At 43.5% G+C, this 22,050-nt stretch carries 20 protein-coding genes; 13 read left to right on the plus strand and 7 right to left on the minus strand.

The annotated features are described in order from the left end of the window. Positions 1 to 6: 6 nt before the first annotated feature. Positions 7 to 2,136, minus strand: a complete 2,130-nt coding sequence (locus ABD772_RS03860) for a formylglycine-generating enzyme family protein (RefSeq protein WP_345101120.1) — start codon at positions 2,134 to 2,136, stop codon at positions 7 to 9. Between the two features lie 266 nt (positions 2,137 to 2,402). Between ABD772_RS03860 and ABD772_RS03865 the strand changes: the two genes are divergently transcribed. From ABD772_RS03865 to ABD772_RS03880, 4 genes are all read left to right on the plus strand, one after another. Beyond that, positions 2,403 to 5,402 carry a PAS domain S-box protein gene (locus ABD772_RS03865; RefSeq protein ID WP_345101121.1) on the plus strand — a complete coding sequence of 1,000 codons (3,000 nt, stop codon included), beginning with the start codon at positions 2,403 to 2,405 and terminating at the stop codon, positions 5,400 to 5,402. 40 nt (positions 5,403 to 5,442) lie between these two features. Next, positions 5,443 to 5,802 (plus strand): response regulator transcription factor, encoded by a 360-nt coding sequence (locus ABD772_RS03870; protein WP_345101122.1) that lies wholly within the window; start codon positions 5,443 to 5,445, stop codon positions 5,800 to 5,802. A gap of 399 nt (positions 5,803 to 6,201) precedes the next feature. Beyond that, entirely contained in the window at positions 6,202 to 6,498 is a 297-nt protein-coding gene (gene trxA / locus ABD772_RS03875) for a thioredoxin (RefSeq protein ID WP_345101123.1), read from the plus strand. Positions 6,499 to 6,669: 171 nt separating this feature from the next. Beyond that, the gene (locus tag ABD772_RS03880; RefSeq protein WP_345101124.1) at positions 6,670 to 6,921 is read left to right on the plus strand and encodes a hypothetical protein; all 252 of its coding nucleotides are present in this window, start codon (positions 6,670 to 6,672) and stop codon (positions 6,919 to 6,921) included. 2 nt (positions 6,922 to 6,923) lie between these two features. On the opposite strand, the gene ABD772_RS03885 is transcribed toward ABD772_RS03880, so the two are convergent. The 3 genes from ABD772_RS03885 to ABD772_RS03895 all read right to left on the minus strand — a co-directional run bounded on the left by ABD772_RS03885 (position 6,924) and on the right by ABD772_RS03895 (position 9,157). After that, positions 6,924 to 7,409 carry a hypothetical protein gene (locus ABD772_RS03885; RefSeq protein ID WP_345101125.1) on the minus strand — a complete coding sequence of 162 codons (486 nt, stop codon included), beginning with the start codon at positions 7,407 to 7,409 and terminating at the stop codon, positions 6,924 to 6,926. A 54-nt stretch (positions 7,410 to 7,463) separates the two neighbouring features. Next, positions 7,464 to 8,540: a DUF3810 domain-containing protein gene (locus tag ABD772_RS03890; RefSeq protein ID WP_345101126.1), complete on the minus strand. Its 1,077-nt coding sequence runs from the start codon at positions 8,538 to 8,540 to the stop codon at positions 7,464 to 7,466. An 86-nt stretch (positions 8,541 to 8,626) separates the two neighbouring features. Beyond that, on the minus strand, positions 8,627 to 9,157 hold the full coding sequence (locus tag ABD772_RS03895; protein ID WP_345101127.1) for a DUF2911 domain-containing protein: 531 nt from the start codon (positions 9,155 to 9,157) through the stop codon (positions 8,627 to 8,629). A gap of 275 nt (positions 9,158 to 9,432) precedes the next feature. Between ABD772_RS03895 and ABD772_RS03900 the strand changes: the two genes are divergently transcribed. Beyond that, positions 9,433 to 11,076, plus strand: coding sequence for an ArnT family glycosyltransferase (locus ABD772_RS03900; protein WP_345101128.1), 1,644 nt, complete (start codon positions 9,433 to 9,435; stop codon positions 11,074 to 11,076). Here ABD772_RS03900 and ABD772_RS03905 read toward each other — a convergent pair whose 3' ends face one another. The 3 genes from ABD772_RS03905 to ABD772_RS03915 all read right to left on the minus strand — a co-directional run bounded on the left by ABD772_RS03905 (position 11,077) and on the right by ABD772_RS03915 (position 12,984). Next, positions 11,077 to 11,307, minus strand: a complete 231-nt coding sequence (locus ABD772_RS03905; RefSeq protein ID WP_345101129.1) for a hypothetical protein — start codon at positions 11,305 to 11,307, stop codon at positions 11,077 to 11,079. A gap of 17 nt (positions 11,308 to 11,324) precedes the next feature. Further along, positions 11,325 to 12,488 (minus strand): MFS transporter, encoded by a 1,164-nt coding sequence (locus tag ABD772_RS03910; protein WP_345101130.1) that lies wholly within the window; start codon positions 12,486 to 12,488, stop codon positions 11,325 to 11,327. Between the two features lie 82 nt (positions 12,489 to 12,570). Then, positions 12,571 to 12,984: an EamA family transporter gene (locus tag ABD772_RS03915; protein WP_345101131.1), complete on the minus strand. Its 414-nt coding sequence runs from the start codon at positions 12,982 to 12,984 to the stop codon at positions 12,571 to 12,573. Between the two features lie 145 nt (positions 12,985 to 13,129). Here ABD772_RS03915 and ABD772_RS03920 point away from each other — a divergent pair, with 145 nt between their 5' ends. The 8 genes from ABD772_RS03920 to ABD772_RS03955 all read left to right on the plus strand — a co-directional run bounded on the left by ABD772_RS03920 (position 13,130) and on the right by ABD772_RS03955 (position 22,019). Continuing rightward, complete coding sequence (locus ABD772_RS03920) at positions 13,130 to 14,365, plus strand: TolC family protein (protein WP_345101132.1); 1,236 nt, start codon at positions 13,130 to 13,132, stop codon at positions 14,363 to 14,365. 3 nt (positions 14,366 to 14,368) lie between these two features. Next, positions 14,369 to 15,316 carry an efflux RND transporter periplasmic adaptor subunit gene (locus tag ABD772_RS03925; RefSeq protein ID WP_345101133.1) on the plus strand — a complete coding sequence of 316 codons (948 nt, stop codon included), beginning with the start codon at positions 14,369 to 14,371 and terminating at the stop codon, positions 15,314 to 15,316. Then, positions 15,316 to 18,402 carry an efflux RND transporter permease subunit gene (locus ABD772_RS03930; protein WP_345101134.1) on the plus strand — a complete coding sequence of 1,029 codons (3,087 nt, stop codon included), beginning with the start codon at positions 15,316 to 15,318 and terminating at the stop codon, positions 18,400 to 18,402. The genes ABD772_RS03925 and ABD772_RS03930 overlap by 1 nt, the downstream gene beginning before the upstream one ends. A 160-nt stretch (positions 18,403 to 18,562) precedes the next feature. After that, positions 18,563 to 19,564 (plus strand): fatty acid desaturase, encoded by a 1,002-nt coding sequence (locus ABD772_RS03935; protein ID WP_345101135.1) that lies wholly within the window; start codon positions 18,563 to 18,565, stop codon positions 19,562 to 19,564. A gap of 117 nt (positions 19,565 to 19,681) precedes the next feature. Continuing rightward, positions 19,682 to 20,566 (plus strand): hypothetical protein, encoded by an 885-nt coding sequence (locus tag ABD772_RS03940; RefSeq protein ID WP_345101136.1) that lies wholly within the window; start codon positions 19,682 to 19,684, stop codon positions 20,564 to 20,566. Positions 20,567 to 20,643: 77 nt separating this feature from the next. After that, positions 20,644 to 21,012 carry a hypothetical protein gene (locus tag ABD772_RS03945; RefSeq protein WP_345101137.1) on the plus strand — a complete coding sequence of 123 codons (369 nt, stop codon included), beginning with the start codon at positions 20,644 to 20,646 and terminating at the stop codon, positions 21,010 to 21,012. Between the two features lie 127 nt (positions 21,013 to 21,139). After that, a complete protein-coding gene (locus ABD772_RS03950) occupies positions 21,140 to 21,502 on the plus strand; it encodes a hypothetical protein (protein ID WP_345101138.1) in 363 nt (120 codons plus the stop codon). Positions 21,503 to 21,647: 145 nt separating this feature from the next. Next, a complete protein-coding gene (locus ABD772_RS03955; protein WP_345101139.1) occupies positions 21,648 to 22,019 on the plus strand; it encodes a hypothetical protein in 372 nt (123 codons plus the stop codon). Positions 22,020 to 22,050: the final 31 nt, after the last annotated feature.

Here is a 22,050-nt window from a genome sequence, read left to right on the forward strand (position 1 = left end):
ATCAATCTACTTCGCGTCTACAACACACCGGAAACCGATAGTTTCTGCCCGGTCAAGGCTTGGCGCCATCAGCAAATACTTGCCGTACTTATTAACCTCTAAAGCCGGCGGGAAGTACCAGCCTGATGTTTGCGCATGGAAATAGCTGCTGCCTTTTACAATAGCGGTACGGCTGTGCAGGTCGGCATATTCGTCCGTCCACTGCCAGATATTGCCCACCATATCCATAACTCCAAACGGGCTTGCCCCTGCCGGGTACGCATCAACCGCAGTAGGTTTACGCATGGCGCGAGCGGTATCAGCCGGTGGGTAGTTAGTTTTGATGTTCTCATTTCCCCAGGGATATTTGCGGCCGTCTGTACCTTGTGCGGCATATTGCCACTCCCACTCGTGCGGCAGGCGTTTGCCCGCCCATTTTGCATAGGCCCGCGCATCATCCAAAGATACCCAGGTAACCGGGAGCCTGGCTGAACCTGCAGGATAGCTACCCTTAACCCAATCCTTCAAAAAGTTATGATCATCTGCCGGATGGTACCTGCTGGCATCCAAAAACTTCTTAAACTGCTCATTGGTAACCGGGTATTTGTCCATGTAAAACGAAGCCACTTTCATTTCATGCTTTTGCGATCTGGATGGATGCGACTCCCAGCTATGTTGTACGCCTACGGCTGTCGGCAATTCATTCCCCTCAATCATCACCCCTACCGATTCAAATTGAAACTTATCAGTTGCCGGAATGTTGATCATGCCATCAGGAGCTTTAGCCGGAACTTTGGTTTTAGCTATCGTAACCATTTGCTGCGAGATAGGTTTCCAGTCGGCAGCATAGGTTTTGAGTTTATGTTTGCTCATGACAGCCATTTTAGCTACAAAGGCATTTTCAGCAGGCTTCAAGGGTCGCTGCGCTACCAATAGTGAGCCGTAGCCAAAACCTTCTATATCAAAACTTAAAATAGCATTGCCGTTCTTGATCTCAGCCTTAAGCTGATGACCGTTCCATAGGTCATAGTAAGTATCGCCACGATGGTAAGGCACGCTAATCTGCCCCCCTTTTACTTCGGCACTATCGCGGTTAATAAAGTTATAGATCGTGCGCCCTGCCGATGGGAATTTGGTAGCATAGATATTCTTCTGCAACACCGGGATATATGGCTCCCAATCCTTACTGCTCCAGCTATCCGGGTAAGCATGATAAACAGCACTTATGCGGCGAATAACTTCTGCATAACGGTCTGGTATCTGGTTCCAGATAGCCCAAATGTTTTCCCACGAGTTATAGCCTATACCATTAAAGAATGCCCATTGCAAATCGAAGGTCTTATCCACTGCCCAGCGGTTGGTTACGTTAACCTGGTGCTGCGGCTCAACCCATTTGTAAACGTCCACACCGGGAGCAGGCTCATATCCCCAAAAATAACCCCAACTCAAGCGGTTCCATTCCAGCATCTTCAGGCTTCTCAATGATTGCTCAGGCTGAAAAGCCAGCGGATAGTTTTCGCTTTGGGTGTATTGATAAAAATCCTCAGACACACCAAACATAGTATCGCCATTCATGCCGTCGGCACCCAGCTGCTTCATTTCCTTAACCAAAGCTTCAGGCATTTTCATCCCGATACGCCGCGTACCATGATCCCATATCATGATCGGGAAGAATACGCGCACACCATTGGCTTTAAAATCCCTGATCATTTGCTTTACCGCTGCTTGCCCGCCCGGCATATCAGCTGTCAGGTCAAACTGGTTGCGGTTGTCGATACCAATATTGGGGTAAGTAGGCCAGATCAGCACCGCGTCTATGCCGCCGTAACGTTTTTTTAGATCGGCCAGGTAACGGTTAACGGTATACTTGCGGGTTACCGGGTCGTAAAAGAACCGGTCGTGCGCCATCATTTGCACATAGATAAAAGTATGCTTAACCCATTTAAGCGATGGGTTGACATAGAAAGAATTATCATAATGCATATCCGCTTTTTGTTTGTCGCGCCAGGTTTTAAGGTTTGCCAGCCATTCATCACGCTGTTCAGAATTTGGCGGGCCTTTAAATAACTCTTTATATGACCCGGAAAATACCGGTTGTTGCGCCCATACCTTCGGGCCTAAAAGCAGCAGCAAAATCAGATAAAATTTATTGCACATATGGTAGGTTATAATTTGGTTAGCGGATTGAAAAATACAAATAAAAAAACAAAATTGTCTAGACAAGTATCCTATCAAATTTATTAGATATTATCGAGGGCTTAACCTATCAATTAAATAAATATCATAAAACTATAAGATCAAAATAAAGATGAAACCTGTCCCAAACTTGTCCAACCACTTTGGTGTTTAAACTACCTTTTTTGCTAAACTAAAAGCGGTTTTCAGGTTATTAATTTTTATATTTATGCTCCTTTTACCAAAAGATGAACATCCCTTCTGATTTGCTCTTAACACAAAATGAGAACATTTATCAAACGCTGATCGAAGAGTCGCTCACTGCGATTGGCTTATATGTCGGCCCCGAGCTAACTATCCAAATAGCCAACAAGGCTATGATCGATATTTATGGCAAAGGGGATGACGTGTTTAACAAACCATACTTTGACGTACTGCCTGAACTACGTTATCAAAACATCCATCAAATATTAAATAATGTTTGTGAAACCGGTGTTGCCTACGAGGCCAAAGAGGGGCGCCTGGGGCTGGTAAAGGATGGCGAGCTACAAATACGCTTTTTCAATTTTTCGTTTAAGCCACTTAAAAATAAAACCGGCGACGTTTGGGCGGTACTTAACACGGCTGCCGAGGTTACAGAATTGGTGAAGACCCGTCAAAAACTGGCCGAATCAGAAGCCCGGACTCAGTTTGCGCTGGATGCTGCCGACCTGGGTACATGGAACCTTGATCCTATACATCAAACGGTGATATGGGATGAGCGTTGTCAGGAGTTTTTTGGTTTTAAAAAAGGCGACCGCGTAACTTTTGAAGACTTATTAAGCTACATTCATCCTGATGATATCGAACTGGTAAGAACCAAAGTTGCAGAATCAATAAACCCGGAGCAACGCAGGCCTTATGATATCAAATACCGCACTATTGGCAGCGATAACAAAGGCATCCGCTGGATACGCGCCCTGGGGAATGCCTCCTTTAACCATGATAATGTCTGCATACTTTTTGGCGGCACCGTACAGGACATAACCCGCGAAGTTGTAGATAACGAAGAGCAGCAAAAACTTATTACGCTGATAGATAATACAGCCGAAACCATCGGCATTACAACGATGTCGGCACAGGTAACTTATCTTAATAAAGCCGGTTACAAAATGTTGGGCATTGATAATTATGGGGATGCTTTCAGACCCGCCGCCGATTACTTTATGCCCCCGGAGAACGAACTTAATACAGACGATATCACCACTTCTATCCTAGAAACCGGCAAATGGCAAGGTGAGCGCCTGTATCGCCATTTTAAAACCAGTGAGGCCATCCCGGTTTATCTAAATGCCTTCCGCGTGGAGGACCCGGCAACAGGTAAGCCCATAGCCATGGCTTCCGTCGCGCGCGACCTTCGTCCTGAGAAAGAAGCCCGGCTCGAGCAAGATAAGCTATTGCTACTTATTGAAAACAGCTCGGATTGTATTATGCTGGCGGATACCGATAATAATATCAGCTACCTCAATGCGGCAGGACGCGCTATGCTTGGTTTTAGCAAAAATGAAAAAATATTCAGCAAAAACACAGACTTCCTGATGCCCGGTGAATGGGACCGCGTAGGCGGAAAACTGCTTAAAACCGTGGAAACCAAGGGCCGCTGGACGGGCGAACTCAACTACCGGCACTTTAAAAACGGAGAGGCCATACCGGTATATTTTACCACCATGACGGTGACAGACCCGACAACCGGAACATCATTAGGCCGTGCGGCGGTTTGCCGCGACATGCGTAAAGAAATTGCCGCCCAACAAGCATTGACAGAAAGCGAACGCTTCCTTCAAAATATTACCGCCGCTGCCCCTATTTCTTTGTGGATGTCTGATGATATGGGCAATGTTACGTACGCCAACCACACCTGGGCAGAATGGACAGGGATGAGCAATGAAGACACTTTAGGTGCCGGCTGGCTTAACGCCCTGGTTGAAGAAGACCGTAAATATGCGTCGGATAAGTTTTTGGCTGATGCAGCAGCCAGGCGTTCCTACGAAGTAAACTTCAGAATTCTAAACAAAAATGGCGATGTACGCTGGTGCATTGCGACCGGTAATCCGCAATATGATGCTGATGGAACATTTACAGGTTACATTGGAGCCTGTACAGATATTACTGAAAAAACGCTGGTTGAACATCAGCTTAAATTGAAAAATAATGAGTTAAACGATCAAATTAAGCAGTTTGAGTTTGTTACCGCGTTTATGCCGGTTCAGTTATGGACATCAAACACAGACGGCGACCTGGACTATGTTAATCAGCGTACATTGGACTATTTTGGTACCGGACTCGAAAAGATTACAGGCCCGGAATGGATATTACATCTTCACCCGGACGACCGTGAGGAATGTATTGATACCTGGCTGCGTTCATTGCGTACCGGCGATGTTTACCAGTTTGAGTTCAGGTTACGCAGCAAAAGCGGTGAATACCGCTGGCACCTTGCCCGCGCCTTGCCGTTTTACAACGATGGTAAAATTGTAAAGTGGTTTGGAACTAATACAGACATAGACGAGCAAAAACAGTTACAGCGCCAAAAGGATGATTTTTTGGGGATAGCAAGCCACGAACTGAAAACGCCGGTTACCAGTATCAAGGCTTACGCGCAGGTATTGGGTGCCATGTTAGTTAAAGAACGCGAAGACAAAAAGGCCGGGATAGTTGAGCGCATGGATGCACAGATCAATCGCCTGACAAACCTTATAGGCGACTTGCTTGATGTAACCAAGATCAATTCGGGTAAAATACAATTTAATAGAACCTGGTTTGATTTTAATCAGGCCGTTGCCGAAACAGTAACCGATCTGCAACACACCACACAAAAACATACATTGGTGACCGAATTTAGCAAAACTGGTAAAGTATTCTCTGATAAAGATCGCATTAGCCAGGTAATTACTAACCTGATAACCAATGCTGTTAAATACTCACCACATGCTGATAAAATTATCATTCAAACAAAAAAAGATAATGACGAAATAAGTATTTGTGTAAGAGATTTTGGCATCGGTATACCGCCAGATAAGACCGAGAAAGTTTTTGAACAGTTTTATCGCGTAAGCGGAAGTAAACAACACACCTTCCCCGGCTTAGGGTTGGGATTGTATATTTCATCGGAAATAATTAAGCGCGAAGGCGGCAAAATTTGGGTAAACAGTGTAGTAGGAAAAGGATCTGATTTTTACTTTTCTTTGCCATCTCAACAAACAACTTGATATTTAACTTTTAATTTTTTTCAAACAGTAATAAAATATAATGACTCCCCCAAAAAAAATAATGATAGCCGATGACGATCCAGGTATTGTAGATGCTATAGAAATGTTGCTTGAATTTGAAGGCTACCAGGTTACGTCGACTGTTGACGGCGCTGATGTGCTTGACCTGAAAGATGAACTGCCGGACTTGTTATTACTGGATATCTGGATGTCGGGCGAGGACGGAAGGGATATCTGCAAAAAATTAAAACAGTTAGAGGCTACCAAACACATCCCCGTCATTATGATCTCGGCGAGCCGCGATATTAAAGAGTCGGCCATGGCGGCCGGGGCCGACGAATTTTTAGCCAAGCCATTTGAAATGAATGAGTTATTGGAAAAAATAAGAGTTTTAACGTAAAATATTATCTCAAATATTAATTTTTTTATTTTTGAAACCCTATCGGGAATAAGCCGTTTAAACTACCAAAACCAACTATCGAAAAGCGGTGAACGAGTTTAATACACTGTCAGAATCACAGTATCAGCATTGCCCACGATGTGGTCAGCCGCATCATTACCAATTACACCGTAGCTGGTTACTAAAGACTTTTCTATTTTTTTTACCTATTCGCAAATACTTTTGCGCTAAATGCAAAAAGCCATTTTTTGCAAAAACAATGGTGAGTGATAGTTACGCTGCTCAAAATCACTTCTGATTCTACTTTTATTACTGAAGCACCACAGTAAGGTCGTAACCATATTCTACTGCTAAAACACATTGTATTTTAAATGGTTATTGTATAAATACATTAAAGTCATGGCAAATTTTCAGGAAATCATTGCATCGGAGAAACCGGTATTGGTTGATTTTTCGGCGGAGTGGTGTGGGCCCTGCAAAATGATGGCTCCTATTTTACAACAGGTAAAAAGCTCCATGGGCGATAAGGTTACCGTTATAAAAATCGATATAGATAAAAATCCGGCGGCAGCAAGCGCTTACAATATACAGGGCGTGCCTACGTTGATAATATTTAAGCAGGGGCAAACCAAATGGCGCCAAAGCGGCGTGATACAGGCTAACCAGTTACAGCAAATTATAACACAATATTTGTAATTGTTAACGTAAACTTAGCAGGCCAATTTACACTGCTTTTTTAAGTTTGAGCACGCAGACTAATAAAGCAGAAAGTAAAATATTTTTATACTATTTTCTTAAACGCTTTGTATATTTATATCTACCTAGAATAGTAATAAGTAAGGGACTTTTAAACCAGGGAGGTGCGCCATGTCACGTCAAATAAGATTTATACCGCAACGCCAGTTCCATGTGCTGGTTAACGACGCTGATGAAGAACAGAACATTACTGTTTTACCGAGCGATGAAGGTAATTTCAGGGTAATTAAACAGGGCGAAATTTTAGGCGAAATTACTTACACGGCTCAGAAAAAGATTGTCTGCTACAAAGGCCGCTTTAAAAAAGCAGTGATGGACCAACTCGAAAAACACATTCATCACTACTGCTCGTACGCCTTTTAAACTTACTCAACAAATATTTGTTTCTGGGTAATATCAATAACAGCTTTATCATTATTGTGACTGATACGTACTACCATATGGTACAGTATATTCTCGTATATATAAATATTACCGTTTCTGTCTGATCCGCGAAAGTTTTGGATAAGGCCCTGGCCCTTTGCCTGCTCCACCAGGTTCATCACATCCTGAATATTCGGGCTTAGGTAACTCACGGTGCGCAATATGCCGCCGTTAGCTGTCCTGACGCCCTGCCCTACAATTAAGGTTTCCTTTTTCTGCGATGCGGCGGTAGTTTGATAATGCTCTACGATAAAGCCGTTCACCCCTTCGCCATATTGCAGTGCCCAGGCTTTGTTTGCAGTAAGAGTACTGCCGGCCTGCTCATTATTTAAGCTGGTTAGGTTTATAATATTGAGCAAATTTATGCTCTGACCAAATACATGTGTGCAGGATAGATAAATTGCAACAGTTAACAGGTACTTTTTCATGTACATTAAGCAGGGATAACCGCCTTAAAAATAATAATTTTTACTACAATATTTTTAGTGCTTTGAATACCAGGTCATCAGCAGCAGCACCATTTGGTTATAAGTATCCATGCCGTGCGGCTGATTATTGGCCTTCAGGTAGTCGTCATAAAACATACCACTTATAAGGCTGATCTGTCCGCGGTAGTGCTGCCAGTAAACGCGCTGCGCATGCAGGTCGGCACGAACGATTTTAGAGATGTGTGTTTTTAATTCATTGCTAATTGCCGTATCGCGCCGGCGCAGGGCGTGCATACATTCATCCAGTGCATCCTGATAAGCCGAATAACGCAAAAGCCGGTCGGACGAATTAACACCTATCAGAAACCCTGAAAAACTGGCTTCATCTTCAAACCCATATCCTATCTGATGCGACATTTCATGGCAAGCCACGAAGGGCCGTTCAAAATAAGGCATCTGATAATTCATCTGCGCCTCGCTTGTAAAAGGGTTGTAATAGCCTGAGGTGCTCAAATAATTCATGAGCGGTGTTAACAACGAGGGTTTTATATGCGGATGATAAGCCCTGAAACCCGGCGACTTTGCCGACATTTTATTGACCGCTTTAATGGCGGTTTCATAAATAGTTTGGTTATCCTGTAGGGTGTCGGCAGCGGTAAGCCGCGCACGGGTGGTGTTGGCGCTATCAATGATCATGCAGGTAACATCATATAAACGCTGCGCGGTATAACTGGTGTCGCGCAAACCCAAACGCTCGCCCATGGACGGGCGGAAATAATTCAATCCCCAGAACAAATAAAATATCAGCAAACCCATTTGTATGCCGATGACCAAACCAAGCACCAGGTTACCGGCTTGGTTAAATCGCCTTTTAAAAACCAGCGATATCAGCCTGACAAAACAATAAATAAGGTAAGCTACAACGGCGATATAAATAACATCGCCCAGGCTAAAAGGGATAATATTAAATAGGGGATGAAATACCTTACAGAGTAAAATATACAGTCCTTCAGAGTAGTATTTCTCCACCGCCTCCGGGTGATCTTCAAATATACCGAGCAGATATAATGCTACGGCCAGTATCCCGATGGTTAATAACCGTTTTTGTATTTGATTGAGGCCTTTGGGCATTTGTGCAAATATAGGTCTGGCAAGCCGGGTAAAAAAATAGCGACGGGTTTAAAACCCATCGCTATTAAAGCTATTAAAAATTTTGCTTATTTAATAGTAACCGGTACAGAGGTAGTCTCCCAAACCAGCTCGAACCCGTTTTTAGTGATCACGTATTTTAAACGCTCGGTCATCGGTACAGTTTTAGGAGTTACTTTAGCAACTAATACATCCTTAGCCGGATCGTCGTTAGCACCCTGGCGGTTGATACCCCACATATTAGGAGCCGATGCTGAGTTGAAGATAACAGTCCACTCTTTTTCGCCCGGAGTAGCAAAAAATGAGTAACGGCCAGCCGGCAGTTTTTTACCTTCAACCATAATGTCTTTGTCGGTGGTAAAGAAGGTGGCTTCATTAGCACCAGCTCTCCATATTTTGCCGTAAGCCTCTAAGCCGCCGAAAATCTTACGGCCACGTACAGAAGGTGCGCCATAGTTAATGCTGATGTGAGCACCATGTACAACGCCTGAAGTGCTGTCGCGCGGACTAGGTATTGTTTTTTGCGCAAATGAACCTGTTGAAATTAAAAGAGCAACTACAAACCCTGTAATGGCCTTTAATTGAAATGCTTTTTTCATGTGTTTGGGTATTGATTTATGGTAAAGATAGGGTGATTTTTGATTGCTGCAACCCTTAAATTTAAACGAAAAATTTTCGCCCGGATACGCAAACCAAGTTAACGATAGGATGTTATAACAACTGATTCGCATTGCAGTTAGGAATAGCCGAGGGATTCATAGCCCGAGGTTAAACAATTGTTGTGAGTTGGCCCTTGCCTGTACAGGCAAGGGTTTTTTTTTACCCTTTTTTAGCATCACAGCCAAAACCCTTATTATTACATTTTATTTGCAGGATGAAGAACAAAGACAAACCCATTTATTTATTGCTGTTTGTTTTGGCATTTGCGGTTAATATAGCCGGCATAAATGTCAAGTTCTTTACTGACGACCCCGGATTATATGCATCTATAGCTAAAAACATGCTTTATAAGCATGATGTGCTGCAACTGTTTACCTATGGACAAGACTGGCTGGATAAACCCCATTTTCCATTTTGGATGATCTTGCTGAGCTTTAAAATATTTGGTATCAGCGTTTGGGCCTACCGCCTGCCGGCATTACTGTTTTTTTTATTAGCTGCGCGATATACCTACCTGTTTGCCCGGAAATACTATGACTGGGAAGCCGCAGCTGTGGCTGTACTCATCATGATGACCGCGCAATACATTATCATGTCGAATACTGATGTACGCGCCGAACCCTACCTGATGGGCCTGGTTATCGCGTCGATTTACCACATCAGTAACTTATCAGACCAATTTAAGTTTAAAGATCTACTGTTAGCAGCACTATTCACAGCTTGCGCAATCATGACCAAGGGCATATTTGTGATTGTGGCTATTTATGGCAGCTTGCTGGGACAGGCAATATTTACCAGGAGATTTGCGGGTATATTCAGTGGGCGGTTTTTGCTGCTGTGTCTGTTGACACTAATATTTACTTTGCCTGAATTTTATGCACTCTATGTCCAGTTTGATCTTCGCCCCGAAAAGCTGGTATTTGGCAGGCATGGCGTATCTGGCATTAAATGGTTTTTGTGGGATAGCCAGTTTGGCCGCTTTGTAAACAACGGGCCAATAAGCCGCACCAAAGGCAGCGATATCTTTTTTTACGTGCATACATTACTTTGGGCGTTTGCACCGTGGTGTTTGTTGTTTTATTATGCCATCTACAAATCCATCCGTAAAATATACTTCAAAACGGGCTTACCAGAATATTATACCTTAAGTGGCGGACTGCTGTTGCTGATACTGTTCTCGTTTTCAAAATTCCAGTTACCGTTTTATACCAATACCGTATTTCCGTTATTTGCAATAGTTACGGCACCCTATTGTTACCGGCAACTATCGGTTAGAGCAAACAGGTTCAGGTTGATTAACCAGTGGATATACATCACCCTGTTTACCTTGTTAGTATTTGTCATCAACTTTTTCCTGAAACCGGCCAGCCAGCTGTTTTTTGCGGTGGCTTGTGTTTTATTTTTTCTGCTGTTGTCGCTTATCAGTAAACAGGTTAAGGACATGCATCGCAAGGCTTTCTTTATCAACTGTGCGGCAGTGCTGTTTGCTAACTTTTATCTGGCAACAATTCTGTATCCTGTCATTGCGGGTTACAATGGACAGATACCCGCAGCGCAATATATTAATCAAGCTAACTACAGCCACATTTATTCGGGACGGATGGAAAGCAATGTCTTTCAGTTTGAGTGCAATAGGCCGGTTGATTTTTTACCTGTAGAACGGTTCAAAGAAATGAACCAGCCCGGATCAGTTATGTATGTAACGCAGTACCTGCTGGATTATCTGAACAATAACCATATCCCCTACCACGTCATTAAAAGCTTCGTTAATTATCCGCAAGAAAGGATACTGCCTCAGTTTGTTAATGCCGGCACCAGAAACCGCGTTTTGGAGAAGGTGTATTTAATAAGCCGCTAATTATTCAGTTTCTCTGTCTTCTTCCCAGTAAATAGTATCTAAAAACAAGCGGTTTTTACTGGCAACTTCGGCTTTTATTTTTTCCAGTTCAGCTTTGGCTTCGGCCTCGGTCAAAGTTTCAGTAATCGTATGGTGATAAATAACATAACCAGTTTTACTGTTGATGAACTTATAATGCTTTTTCCCGGCTTTCATTTGCGAAGATGTTGCTAAAAAAACAACGTCTGCCACGTTGTATTGTTTGCAGTTTAGCTGTTACCGTCGCTTATGTTGTAAACCAACACTACTACTAAAGCGCCTAACAAAGCAATCAATCCAAACGATAGCTGCAAACCTGCCGCCTGGGCTATAAAACCAATAAAAGGCGGCACCACCAGGAAGCCTAAATAACCGATTGACGATATCGAAGCCAGTGCAGTCCCGCTGCTCATGGTGGTCGACCGGCCTGCCATCTGGAACACCATAGGCACAATGCACGACACCCCCAAGCCTACCAGCACAAAACCAATCATCACCAGCATAGTATAGGGTAGTAAAACGGACGTCATCAATCCGCAGAAAATAAGTATACCGCTGGTTCGTAAAACACTTTTAATACCAAACCTATTCACACCGGCATCGCCTACAAAACGCCCCAGCGTCATCGCTATCATATACACCACAAAGCCGCCGGTAGCGGTTGACCGCGGTACATGTACCACCTTATAAAAGTAGATACTGCTCCAGTCGTACATCGTGTTCTCGCAGGCCATACTGGCAAAGCAGATCAACGAAAATATAATAAGCGATTTATCGGGCAGCGTAAACAGTTTCTTCTGCGGTTGAGGCACGGGCGCCTCATAAATGGTGCCTTTAATAAACAGCAACGTAAAAATAACCAGTATCAGGCTCACACCCAGCAAATGATACATAGTGCCAATGTTGTAATAAACCATAAAATAGCCACAGGCTGCACCCGCAAAGCCCGCCATGCTCCAAATACCATGGAAGTTAGCCATGATAGATTTATCGTACAAAGCCTGCACCGCTACGGCCTGCGCATTGGTTGATATATTGAATAAATTGCGCGACACACCGAAACTGAATAATACGGCAACTAGCTGCCAAACGTTATTGGCAAAGCCTATACACGCCAGCATCACCGCAAAAAACAAGCTGCCAAAAAACATAATGCGACGACTGCTGTGTTTGCTGAGCAATAAACCCGTTGCCGGCAGCGTAAGCAACAAACCCAGAGGCATAGCGAACAAAATGCCACCTAATTCTGCCTCATTTAAATGCAGTTGCATTTTAATAGCCGGTATCCGTGACGCCCAGGACGAATAACCAAATCCCGACAGGAAAAAGAAAACAGCGTTTGCCATACGTAGTTGTCCAGGCGTTCGGATATGAGGCGTTCGGGAGGTAGTCATCTGCGTGCAAATTTAAACATATCATCGTTCATTTTAATATTGATATGATTGGCTGCATTGCTGTGCATGATCTGGGATAGTCTTAAAATATCAACACTAAGGTACCGCTGATGATGAGGGCAGCTGCGATGCCGGTTTTAAGTGATATAGACTCACCCAAGAAAACGGCAGCTAAAATTATGGCCAATGCCACGCTCAATTTATCCACCGGCGCTACTTGAGACACTTTACCCATCTGCAAAGCCTTAAAATAGCATATCCAGGATAGCCCCGTCGCACAGCCGGAAAGAATTAGAAATGTCCAATTTTGCCTGGTAAGCGTACCAATGGAACTATTAGCGCCCCTGACAAAAACAATGGCCCAGGCCAGTATGATAACCACCACCGTACGGATAGCGGTAGCCAAATCGGTATCCACTCCTTTGATACCAATTTTTGCAAAAATAGCCGTAAGTGCTGCAAACAGCGCCGATAATAAAGCATATATCCACCACATAATTAATTGGTTTAATTGTTATACATAAAGTTCAAATCTGTATAACTTGTTGCAGCTGCACAAAATTAATACAGAATTATCCGCTATTTTAGCCGGATAAACAAATGCCAGCCGTAATCGCCGGCAATACACAATAATAACAAGCATGAAAAGGTTTTTCGGCGTTATTTTTTCATTTTTTATAGGTTACACGGCGCTGGGACAGACCCTTTCATTAGATCATTACCTTACAATTGCCCGTGCTAATAGCCCGTTACTAAAGGATCTGAATAACCAGATTGCCTCTAGCCAGCTGGACAGTTTACGCATACGCGCCGGCCTCCGGCCCCAGGTAGCGATAAACAGCGCGGGGTTATACGCGCCGGTTATTAACGGATATGGTTATGCTCCGGCTATTACCAATGAGCATGCTTTAGATGCTTTGCTCGGGGTAAATAAAGCCATCATCGGTAGTAAAAACATCAATGAGCAAGTGCAAACCATCTCGTTGTCAACACAGTCGACAGCAAATAGCATCAAGCTTTCTGAGCAGGATCTGAAAAAGTCGGTCACTGCGCAGTATATCACTGCCTATGGCAGTTTACAACAATACGATTTTAATAAAGAGATTGTAGCTTTATTGGCAAAAGAAGACGAAGTGCTGAAAAAGCTTACCCGGGCCAACGTCTATCGCCAAAGCGATTACCTTACCTTTTTAGTTACTTTGAAACAGGCGCAACTACAGCTTTCGCAATCGCGCGCCCAGTATAAAAACGATTACTCGACGTTAAATTACCTGGCCGGTGTAACTGACACTGCAATGGTAACATTGGATAAACCTGGTATCAGCAGAGCAATAATTGCCGATCAGGCCAACAGCATTTACTTTAAGCAATTCAAAATTGATAGCTTAAAGCTGATCAACACTCGCCGCTTGTTAGATTTTACGTATAAGCCTAAATTAAACGCCCTCGCCGATGCGGGTTTTAATACCGACTTTACCGGTCGGGAGTATAAAAACTTCGGCCTGAGTGCAGGCTTTACGCTCTCTATCCCCATTTATGATGGCGGACAGCGTAAACTGGCTTACAAAAAGCTGAACCTGGATGAAGATACCAGACAGAATTATAAAGCTTTTTTTGACAAGCAATACCGTCAGCAACTGGCGCAGCTTAACCAGCAGTTAACCGAAAATGATGCCCTGCTGGCCCAGGTATCCGACCAGATGAAATACATAGAAAGCCTGATTAAAGTAGATACACAACTGATGCAAACCGGCGACCTGAAAATTGCCGACCTGATTTTGGCCATTAACAATTATCTGTCGGTAAAGAACTTATTTACGCAAACTACTATTAACGGGCTGCAACTTATTAATCAACTTAACTACTGGTATAAATAACTCATGAAGATATTTTACAATCATGCTCCTGTCAGATTGCTGTTTTTAGCGCTAGGCATATTAATGTCGTTATTGGCCTGCAAAGGTAAAACCGACGCAGGTGACGAGGGAGATGCTAAAGTGGAGACCATCACACCCGTTACCGTAACTACGATTAATGACAGTACTTTGGTTAATTATATCAGCCTTAATGCAACCTCAACTTTTCAGCAAAAAAACATTGTAAAGGCCAATGCTAACGGCTATGTCCAGAATATTCATATCCAGCCCGGTCAGTATGTAAATAAAGGGCAACTGATGTTTATCATTAAAACAAAAGAAGCGCAAACCATAGGCAATACGATCAACGTATTGGATACCACCTTCAAATTTTCGGGTATAAACCGTATTAAAGCGCCAGAACACGGCTACCTGACTCAATTAAACCATCAAAGCGGCGATTATGTGCAGGACGGCGAACAACTGGCTGTTATTAGTGACCGTTCCAGCTTTGCTTTCGTGATGCAGCTGCCTTATGAACTGCGATCGACTGTTAAAAGCAACCAACTCGTGGAACTAACCCTGCCCGATAGTCGCACAATCACAGGCCGTGTCGCCGCCTTTATGCCATCGGTTGATACAGCATCACAAACGCAGGGTGTAGTAATCAGGATCAAAACTGATAGTGCCATTCCTGAAAACCTTATAGCTAAGGCGCGCATCATTCGCTCGTCTAAATCAAACACACAATCGCTGCCTAAAACCGCCGTATTGACCAATGAAACGCAAACAGATTTTTGGGTAATGAAACTTATCAACAGCAATACTGCCGTCAAGGTGCCGGTTAGCAAGGGCATAGATGCGGGGGACCGGGTTGAGATATTGTCACCCAAATTTTCGCCGTCAGATCAAATTATCGTCACCGGTAATTATGGCCTGGCCGATACAGCCAAAGTTAAAGTAGTGAAGTGATGACGGCGTCTAAAAACTTCTTTATATCTCATCGCAAGCCTCTGGCGCTGGTATTGGCGCTGATTATAGTGGGCGGAGTTTATGCATACACAAAAATGCAAACCTCGCTATTTCCGGAAATCACCTTCCCCAAAATAAAGATCATTGCCGACGAAGGCTTACAGCCCGTTGACAAAATGATGGTAACGGTTACCAAACCGCTTGAAAATGCAGTTAAACAGGTACCCGACCTTCAAGTTGTACGCAGCACCACCAGCCGGGGCAGCTGCGAGATATCGGCTTTTATGAGCTGGAGTGCTGATATGGACCTTAGCCAGCAACGCATACAATCGGCCATAGATCAGATCAAGAATGATCTGCCAGCCGACGTAAACATTACGGTTCAGAAAATGAACCCCTCTATCCTGCCCGTGAGCGGTTACACCTTAGAGAGCCACACCCGCTCGCCTATCGAGCTGCGACAGATTGCAACTTACACCGTCAAACCTTTCCTTTCGCAGGTTGATGGCGTTTCAGAGATCAGGGTTATAGGCGGCAAGGTTAAAGAGTACTGGTTGGTTTTAAATCGCCAAAAGATGAGCAGCCTGGGCATAACGCCCGATGTGATCAGCAATGCGATGGCGCAAACCAATTTTGTGAAATCGGGCGGCTATTTGGCCGATTATAAAATGTTGTACCTGGCGGTTACAGATGCTACCATCCACACCAAACAGCAACTGGAAAATATGATTGTGAGTAATGATCGTAAACGCGTTATCCAACTAAAAGATATTGCAGATGTGCAGATCAATGAAGGCATTGAATATACCCGCATCAATGCCAATGGCCACGATGGTGTACTAATAGCCGTTATTAAACAACCCAACGCAAATCTTGTATCATTGTCGGATGCTATGGCGGTAAAAATAAAAGAACTGCAAAAGCTTCTACCAACCGATGTTACTATCAAACCGTATTATATCCAGGCCGATTTTGTAAACGACTCTATCAAAAGCGTAAGCGATAGCTTGTGGGTGGGCTTGCTGCTCGCAATAATTGTGGCAGTGATTTTTCTGCGTTCGGTAAAAGCCAGCGTTACCATATTGATTACGATCCCTATAACACTGGGCCTTACACTGCTTGTGTTATATTGGGTAGGCTATACCTTTAACATCATGACGCTGGGTGCCATAGCCGCAGCCATAGGTTTAATTATTGACGATGCTATTGTAGTGGTTGAGCAGATCCATCGAACACATGAGGAACATCCGGATGAGTTGACCCGCATATTAATCCGGAAAGCGCTTAATTATTTGTTCCCGGCCATGGTGGGCTCGTCGGTTAGTACTATTGTAATATTTGTACCTTTTCTGTTAATGACGGGGGTAGCAGGTGCTTATTTTCAGGTGCTCACTAACACTATGATCATTACCCTGGTTTGCTCTTTCTTTGTTACCTGGATAGGCTTGCCGGTGATATACCTGCTGCTAACCCGCAAACCAAAATTCAGCAATGCGTCAAAAACCAAAAAAGAGCAAGGGCATTACGTAACCAAACAGCTATGGGTGCGCTGGTTCATTTTGCGGCCATGGCTAAGTGCGGCTATAGTAATCGGGTTCGTTGCTGTTATTGTTATCGTACCCGGTGCTTTAAAAACCGGTTTTCTGCCCGATATTGATGAGGGCAGTATTGTACTGGATTATTCATCGCCCCCTGGTACTTCGCTCGGGGAGACGGACCGTATGCTGCGCGAGGTTGAAAAGATCATTATTAAACAGCCCGAAGTTCAGGCTTACTCGCGCCGCACGGGGACGCAGATGGGTTTCTTTATTACCGAACCTAACCGCGGCGACTATCTGATCCAACTAAAAAAAGACCGCGATAAAACCACCGATGAGGTGATCAGCGATTTACGAAAAAAGATATCATCAACCCAGCCCGCCCTGGTAATTGACTTCGGGCAAGTGATTGGTGATATGCTGGGTGACCTGACCACTACAGCCGAACCAATCGAGGTAAAAGTGTATGGCAATGATCAGCGAGTACTGCAAAGCCTGTCAAAACAAATAGCCGATGCCCTGAACACTGTAAAAGGCACCGCCGATGTTTTTGATGGCATTGTGATCGCGGGTCCGTCGGTAAGCATTATACCAAACTATGACAAATTAGCGCAATACAACGTTACCCCGGCCAATCTGCAAGCCCAAACACAAACCGCTTTAGAGGGCAGCATGGTAGGTAATTTATTTGACAAGCAACAACTTGCCCCTATCCGCATGGTTTATCCGGACAATCGCTCGCTTAGTGTATCAGGCATTAAAGATTTAAATATCTTTCTGCCAAAAGGCGATGTGATCCCGATCAGTCGCTTAGCCACCGTCGAACTCAAATCCGGCGAAGCCGAAATTAATCGCGAAAACTTACAGTCTATCGGCATAATAAGTGCCCGGTTGGACGGCAGCGACCTGGGGACGGTTATGCCAGCTATCAAAAATGCCGTTGCTAAAATCAGCCTGCCGCAAGGTTACCATGTAGAATATGGCGGCACCGATGCCGAGCAGCAGCAGTCATTTAAAGAATTGCTGATGATATTAGTTGCCGCCTGTTTGTTGGTTTTCGGGGTGATATTATTTCTGTTTAAGCAATTCAGAATAGCGGTTTTGATCTTAACGATATCCATATTGGGTATTGCGGGCAGTTTACTTGCCTTGTTTATTACCAATACGCCCTTAAACGTAGGTAGTTATACGGGCTTGATCATGATTGTGGGCATCATTGGCGAAAATGCTATATTTACCTTCCTGCAGTTTAAACAAAGCGTTTTGGACGGCAGCAAAACTGACGAAGCAATTATTTATTCCATTTCTACCCGCCTGCGCCCTAAACTTATGACAGCACTGGGCGCAATTATAGCTTTGATGCCACTTGCTTTGGGTATTGGCGCCGGCGCACAATTACATCAACCTTTAGCAATTTCGGTTATCGGCGGTTTTTTGGCGGCGCTGCCTTTGTTATTAATTGTACTGCCAGGCATGCTGCGGATACTCTATCGCAACGGCGATGTCAATACACATCAACATTTGGACGACTTTAATGAACGCCTTTAAGGCCAGTACATACACTTTAATTACAGAAGCAGAAATTAGTTTATAATCAGAAATAGGCCGTTTTATAACTAATATTTAAATTTTTATAATTATTATTGGGGAATTGAGTTATTAATAAAAATCCCTAAACCTATTTTAAATTAAAGGTTTTATAAAATTTATGACTAAAAAAACAGATTTTGTTTACTCGCAGGTTTCAGAACCACACCGCGTTCGAACCAAACAAATTTTAAAACAGTTCCCTAACCTGCGGAACCTGATCGGTAAAAATCCAAACACCATCTGGGCAATTATTGGCCTGGTTGCATTTCAATTAGTTTTGGCCTGGCTTTTACGCGACCAATCATGGTGGCTGGTATTTGGCGCCGCTTATTTACTAGGGGCATTTGCAGATCACGCCTTGTTTGTAATGATTCACGAATGTGCACATCAATTACTTTTTAAAAGTCGGGCTGCTAATCGCTGGGCAGGTATTTTGGCAAACATGCCTCAAATTTTTCCAAGTTCAATTTCATTCGAGAGATATCATATCAAACATCACTCATTCCAGGGAGTGCATGAATTAGATGCCGACTTGCCTAACCGCTGGGAAGCCAAACTGATCAATAATTCATTTTTAGGTAAAGCGCTTTGGTTATTATTTTACCCGTTATTCCAGATCTTCCGTCTTTCAAGATTGCGCGAGATCCAGACATTTGATATCTGGATTGTAGCTAACCTTGCCGTACAGGTAGTTTTCACCGCCGCTATCTATTATTTTCTGGGATGGCATGCTTTGGCTTACCTGCTGTTAAGTTTCTCATTCTCAGTTGGCTTGCACCCGCTTGGTGCCCGCTGGGTACAGGAGCATTACTTAACTCATAGTGTTGAACAAGAAACTTATAGCTATTACGGCGGCTTAAACCTGGTTGCTTTCAATGTAGGTTTCCACAACGAGCACCATGATTTCCCTTCTATCCCATGGAATAAATTACCTGAGATCAGGAAGACCGCCCCTCAATATTATGACACCCTTTTTTATCATAAATCATGGACTAAGCTATTTTTCCGCTTTTTATTTGATAAAGAGATATCATTATTTAACCGTATCCTGCGTAAAGAGCGTGGCAAAGTTGCTTTAACCGACGTCTCAAAACCTGACGCCGAAATGGCAACAAACTAATATAAATAAGGCTCCTGCAAAGGGGCCTTTGTTATTTACTAAAACATCGGTAATAATAGCTTTATTATCCCGTTAAACTATTTTCGGTAACTTTGCAAAAATTACTCAAGCCCCTTAATGAGCAGAGCAAAAAAATTAAATATCCTCATCCCTACTATATTCATTTTGTTTGTGGGCGCTTTTGCCCGGCACAGATACATTGCCCGGCAAATTGTGCTGTCTGGTAATTTGCAGGATAAGGCCATGGACGAAACTTCGGGCATAGCCGCTTCATCCATTAACAAGGATGTCTATTACGTACATAATGACAGCGGTGACAACAGTCGGTTTTTCGCTATATCGCCCGATGGTAAGCTGATATCAACACTACACTACAAAGCTGACGTGATAGATTGCGAAGACATTGCCGTCGGCCCGGGCCCGGGCAAAAAGGAAAGTTATGTATATGTGGGTGATATTGGTGACAACTACTTCTTACGTAAATATATCACGATATACCGTATACCTGAAAGCGCCACGTGGACCAAAGGCGGCAACATAGATGTAACGGCAACACCAATTAATCTGAAATATCCTGACGGCCCCAAAGACGCCGAGACCCTGATGGTGGACCCGCTGCAAAAACTATTTTATATTATCTCCAAAAGGTCAGATACCGTTAGCGTTTATACTGCCCCGCTGACTTATAAACCCAATGATACCCTGGTAATGACCCACCGCGCTAAGTTATTCTTTAAAGGTTATAAACCTTTTAAATGGATAACCGCTGGTGATATCTCTAAAGATGGCAAAAAGGTACTCGTTAAAAGCTATGAAAAGGTTTACTACTGGAAACGCGAAGGCAACGAACCCATTTGGCGAACCTTGCAGCGTACACCGGCCGAGCCCCATTATCAGCAGGAAAAACAAGGCGAAGCGATTGGCTTTACACCCGACGGTAAAGGTTTTTATACCGTAAGCGAGGGCGTATTCTCGCCAATCTATTATTACCGCGTTCCGTAATTGTATAATTTTCAGAGCTGTATTTTCTTTTACTGAAAAGAATATCATAATTTTAAGTTGATTATAAATTCTAAATCATGAAAAGAAAAATCCTGACCGCCGCATTGTTATTTAGCACCGTGCTGGCTTGCTTTGCTGCCATTACAGATTTAACCGGAAAATGGAAAGGCACCGTCATTATGAGCGATGGCAACGAAGTGCCCCTTACTTACATTTTTAAAGTTGATGGTGACAAATTAACCGGCGCCGTACAAACCCCGCAAGACGATCTTAAAATTTACGACGGCAAAATAACCAACGATAAGGAGTTTACTTTTAAGGTTGATGTTAATGGCGACGCCGTACAAAGTACGGGTAAATACTACGGCGACTCAGTTATTGTGGTAGCAAATTTGGGTGGCGACAAATTACGCTCAAAACTTACCAGGGTACCGGCTGCAAAGTAAAGTAGCATTTATAAAACATAAAATTAATATTAACAGATAATTTAAACTTAACTTGTTATTCATTTAATCGGCAGGTAATTTTTTATTTACAAGGGCAATCTACCTTTAAATAAAACTACCCATGATTATGAAATCAAGAATCGTAACAACTACGCTGTTAGTATTTTGTAGTTTTATTGCATGCTTCGCTGCAATTGCCGGACTGAACGGTAAATGGACCGGCTCAGTTAAAATCACCCCCGAAGACGAGCTGTCTTTAGTTTACAATTTTAAAGTCGATGGCGATAAACTGTCGGGCACTGTACAGTCGCCCGATGGTAACGATCTGCCTATTGCTGAAGGCGTTTTATCGGGCAATGAGTTTGCCTTTATTGTTAAAGCCGGCAAATTAGTGGTTAATCACACTGGTAAATACTATGGCGACTCGGTAATAGTATCTGCCTATGTGGATGGTAAATCGTTTAAAGCAGTCCTTAAACGCGATAAATAATCGCCTACCCCTCCCAACCCTCCCCGGTAGCGCGAGCCTTGAAAGTCGCGTAAGAAACCTTAACCCAATTAAGTATCCCCTACCCCAGGTAGAGATTTAGCGGTTTCTTGCATTTCTGCCTCCTTGCGCCTACCTTTGCGGCAGCATGTTTAAAAAGTTAACTGCCATAATATTATTGCTTGCACTGGTTTCGGTAAACCTGTCGCGCTATTTTATTTTTGCGGGGTTTGAACTTAACAAAAAATATATTGCCGCAAATCTTTGCGAGAATCGGGATAAGCCCTGGCTACACTGTAACGGGCATTGCTACTTCATGAAAAAGGTCAAAGCCGCCCAGGACGCCGAAAAAAGCACCACAAACCAATCGCAAAAAAACCTTTTTCAGGAAGTATTTTTTTTAGCTACGCTTGACATGATATTCCATACCCAGTTACTGGACACCATTTCAACTCCATATCAAAGTCCGCAAGGCATTAGCTATAACGGCGCAGTCTTCCGCCCTCCTCAGGTAGGTTAAATATTTTCTTTCAATTTCATTAATGTAGTGC

The organism is Mucilaginibacter panaciglaebae (assembly GCF_039539265.1).
Lineage (GTDB): Bacteria > Bacteroidota > Bacteroidia > Sphingobacteriales > Sphingobacteriaceae > Mucilaginibacter > Mucilaginibacter panaciglaebae.

Coding starts and splice junctions, on each gene's coding strand:
- ABD772_RS03860 (WP_345101120.1), bottom strand. CDS start 2,136: ATGTGCAATAAATTTTATCTGATTTTGCTGCTGCTTTTAGGCCCGAAG.
- ABD772_RS03865 (WP_345101121.1), top strand. CDS start 2,403: ATGAACATCCCTTCTGATTTGCTCTTAACACAAAATGAGAACATTTAT.
- ABD772_RS03870 (WP_345101122.1), top strand. CDS start 5,443: ATGACTCCCCCAAAAAAAATAATGATAGCCGATGACGATCCAGGTATT.
- trxA (WP_345101123.1), top strand. CDS start 6,202: ATGGCAAATTTTCAGGAAATCATTGCATCGGAGAAACCGGTATTGGTT.
- ABD772_RS03880 (WP_345101124.1), top strand. CDS start 6,670: ATGTCACGTCAAATAAGATTTATACCGCAACGCCAGTTCCATGTGCTG.
- ABD772_RS03885 (WP_345101125.1), bottom strand. CDS start 7,409: ATGAAAAAGTACCTGTTAACTGTTGCAATTTATCTATCCTGCACACAT.
- ABD772_RS03890 (WP_345101126.1), bottom strand. CDS start 8,540: ATGCCCAAAGGCCTCAATCAAATACAAAAACGGTTATTAACCATCGGG.
- ABD772_RS03895 (WP_345101127.1), bottom strand. CDS start 9,157: ATGAAAAAAGCATTTCAATTAAAGGCCATTACAGGGTTTGTAGTTGCT.
- ABD772_RS03900 (WP_345101128.1), top strand. CDS start 9,433: ATGAAGAACAAAGACAAACCCATTTATTTATTGCTGTTTGTTTTGGCA.
- ABD772_RS03910 (WP_345101130.1), bottom strand. CDS start 12,488: ATGACTACCTCCCGAACGCCTCATATCCGAACGCCTGGACAACTACGT.
- ABD772_RS03915 (WP_345101131.1), bottom strand. CDS start 12,984: ATGTGGTGGATATATGCTTTATTATCGGCGCTGTTTGCAGCACTTACG.
- ABD772_RS03920 (WP_345101132.1), top strand. CDS start 13,130: ATGAAAAGGTTTTTCGGCGTTATTTTTTCATTTTTTATAGGTTACACG.
- ABD772_RS03925 (WP_345101133.1), top strand. CDS start 14,369: ATGAAGATATTTTACAATCATGCTCCTGTCAGATTGCTGTTTTTAGCG.
- ABD772_RS03930 (WP_345101134.1), top strand. CDS start 15,316: ATGACGGCGTCTAAAAACTTCTTTATATCTCATCGCAAGCCTCTGGCG.
- ABD772_RS03935 (WP_345101135.1), top strand. CDS start 18,563: ATGACTAAAAAAACAGATTTTGTTTACTCGCAGGTTTCAGAACCACAC.
- ABD772_RS03940 (WP_345101136.1), top strand. CDS start 19,682: ATGAGCAGAGCAAAAAAATTAAATATCCTCATCCCTACTATATTCATT.
- ABD772_RS03945 (WP_345101137.1), top strand. CDS start 20,644: ATGAAAAGAAAAATCCTGACCGCCGCATTGTTATTTAGCACCGTGCTG.
- ABD772_RS03950 (WP_345101138.1), top strand. CDS start 21,140: ATGAAATCAAGAATCGTAACAACTACGCTGTTAGTATTTTGTAGTTTT.
- ABD772_RS03955 (WP_345101139.1), top strand. CDS start 21,648: ATGTTTAAAAAGTTAACTGCCATAATATTATTGCTTGCACTGGTTTCG.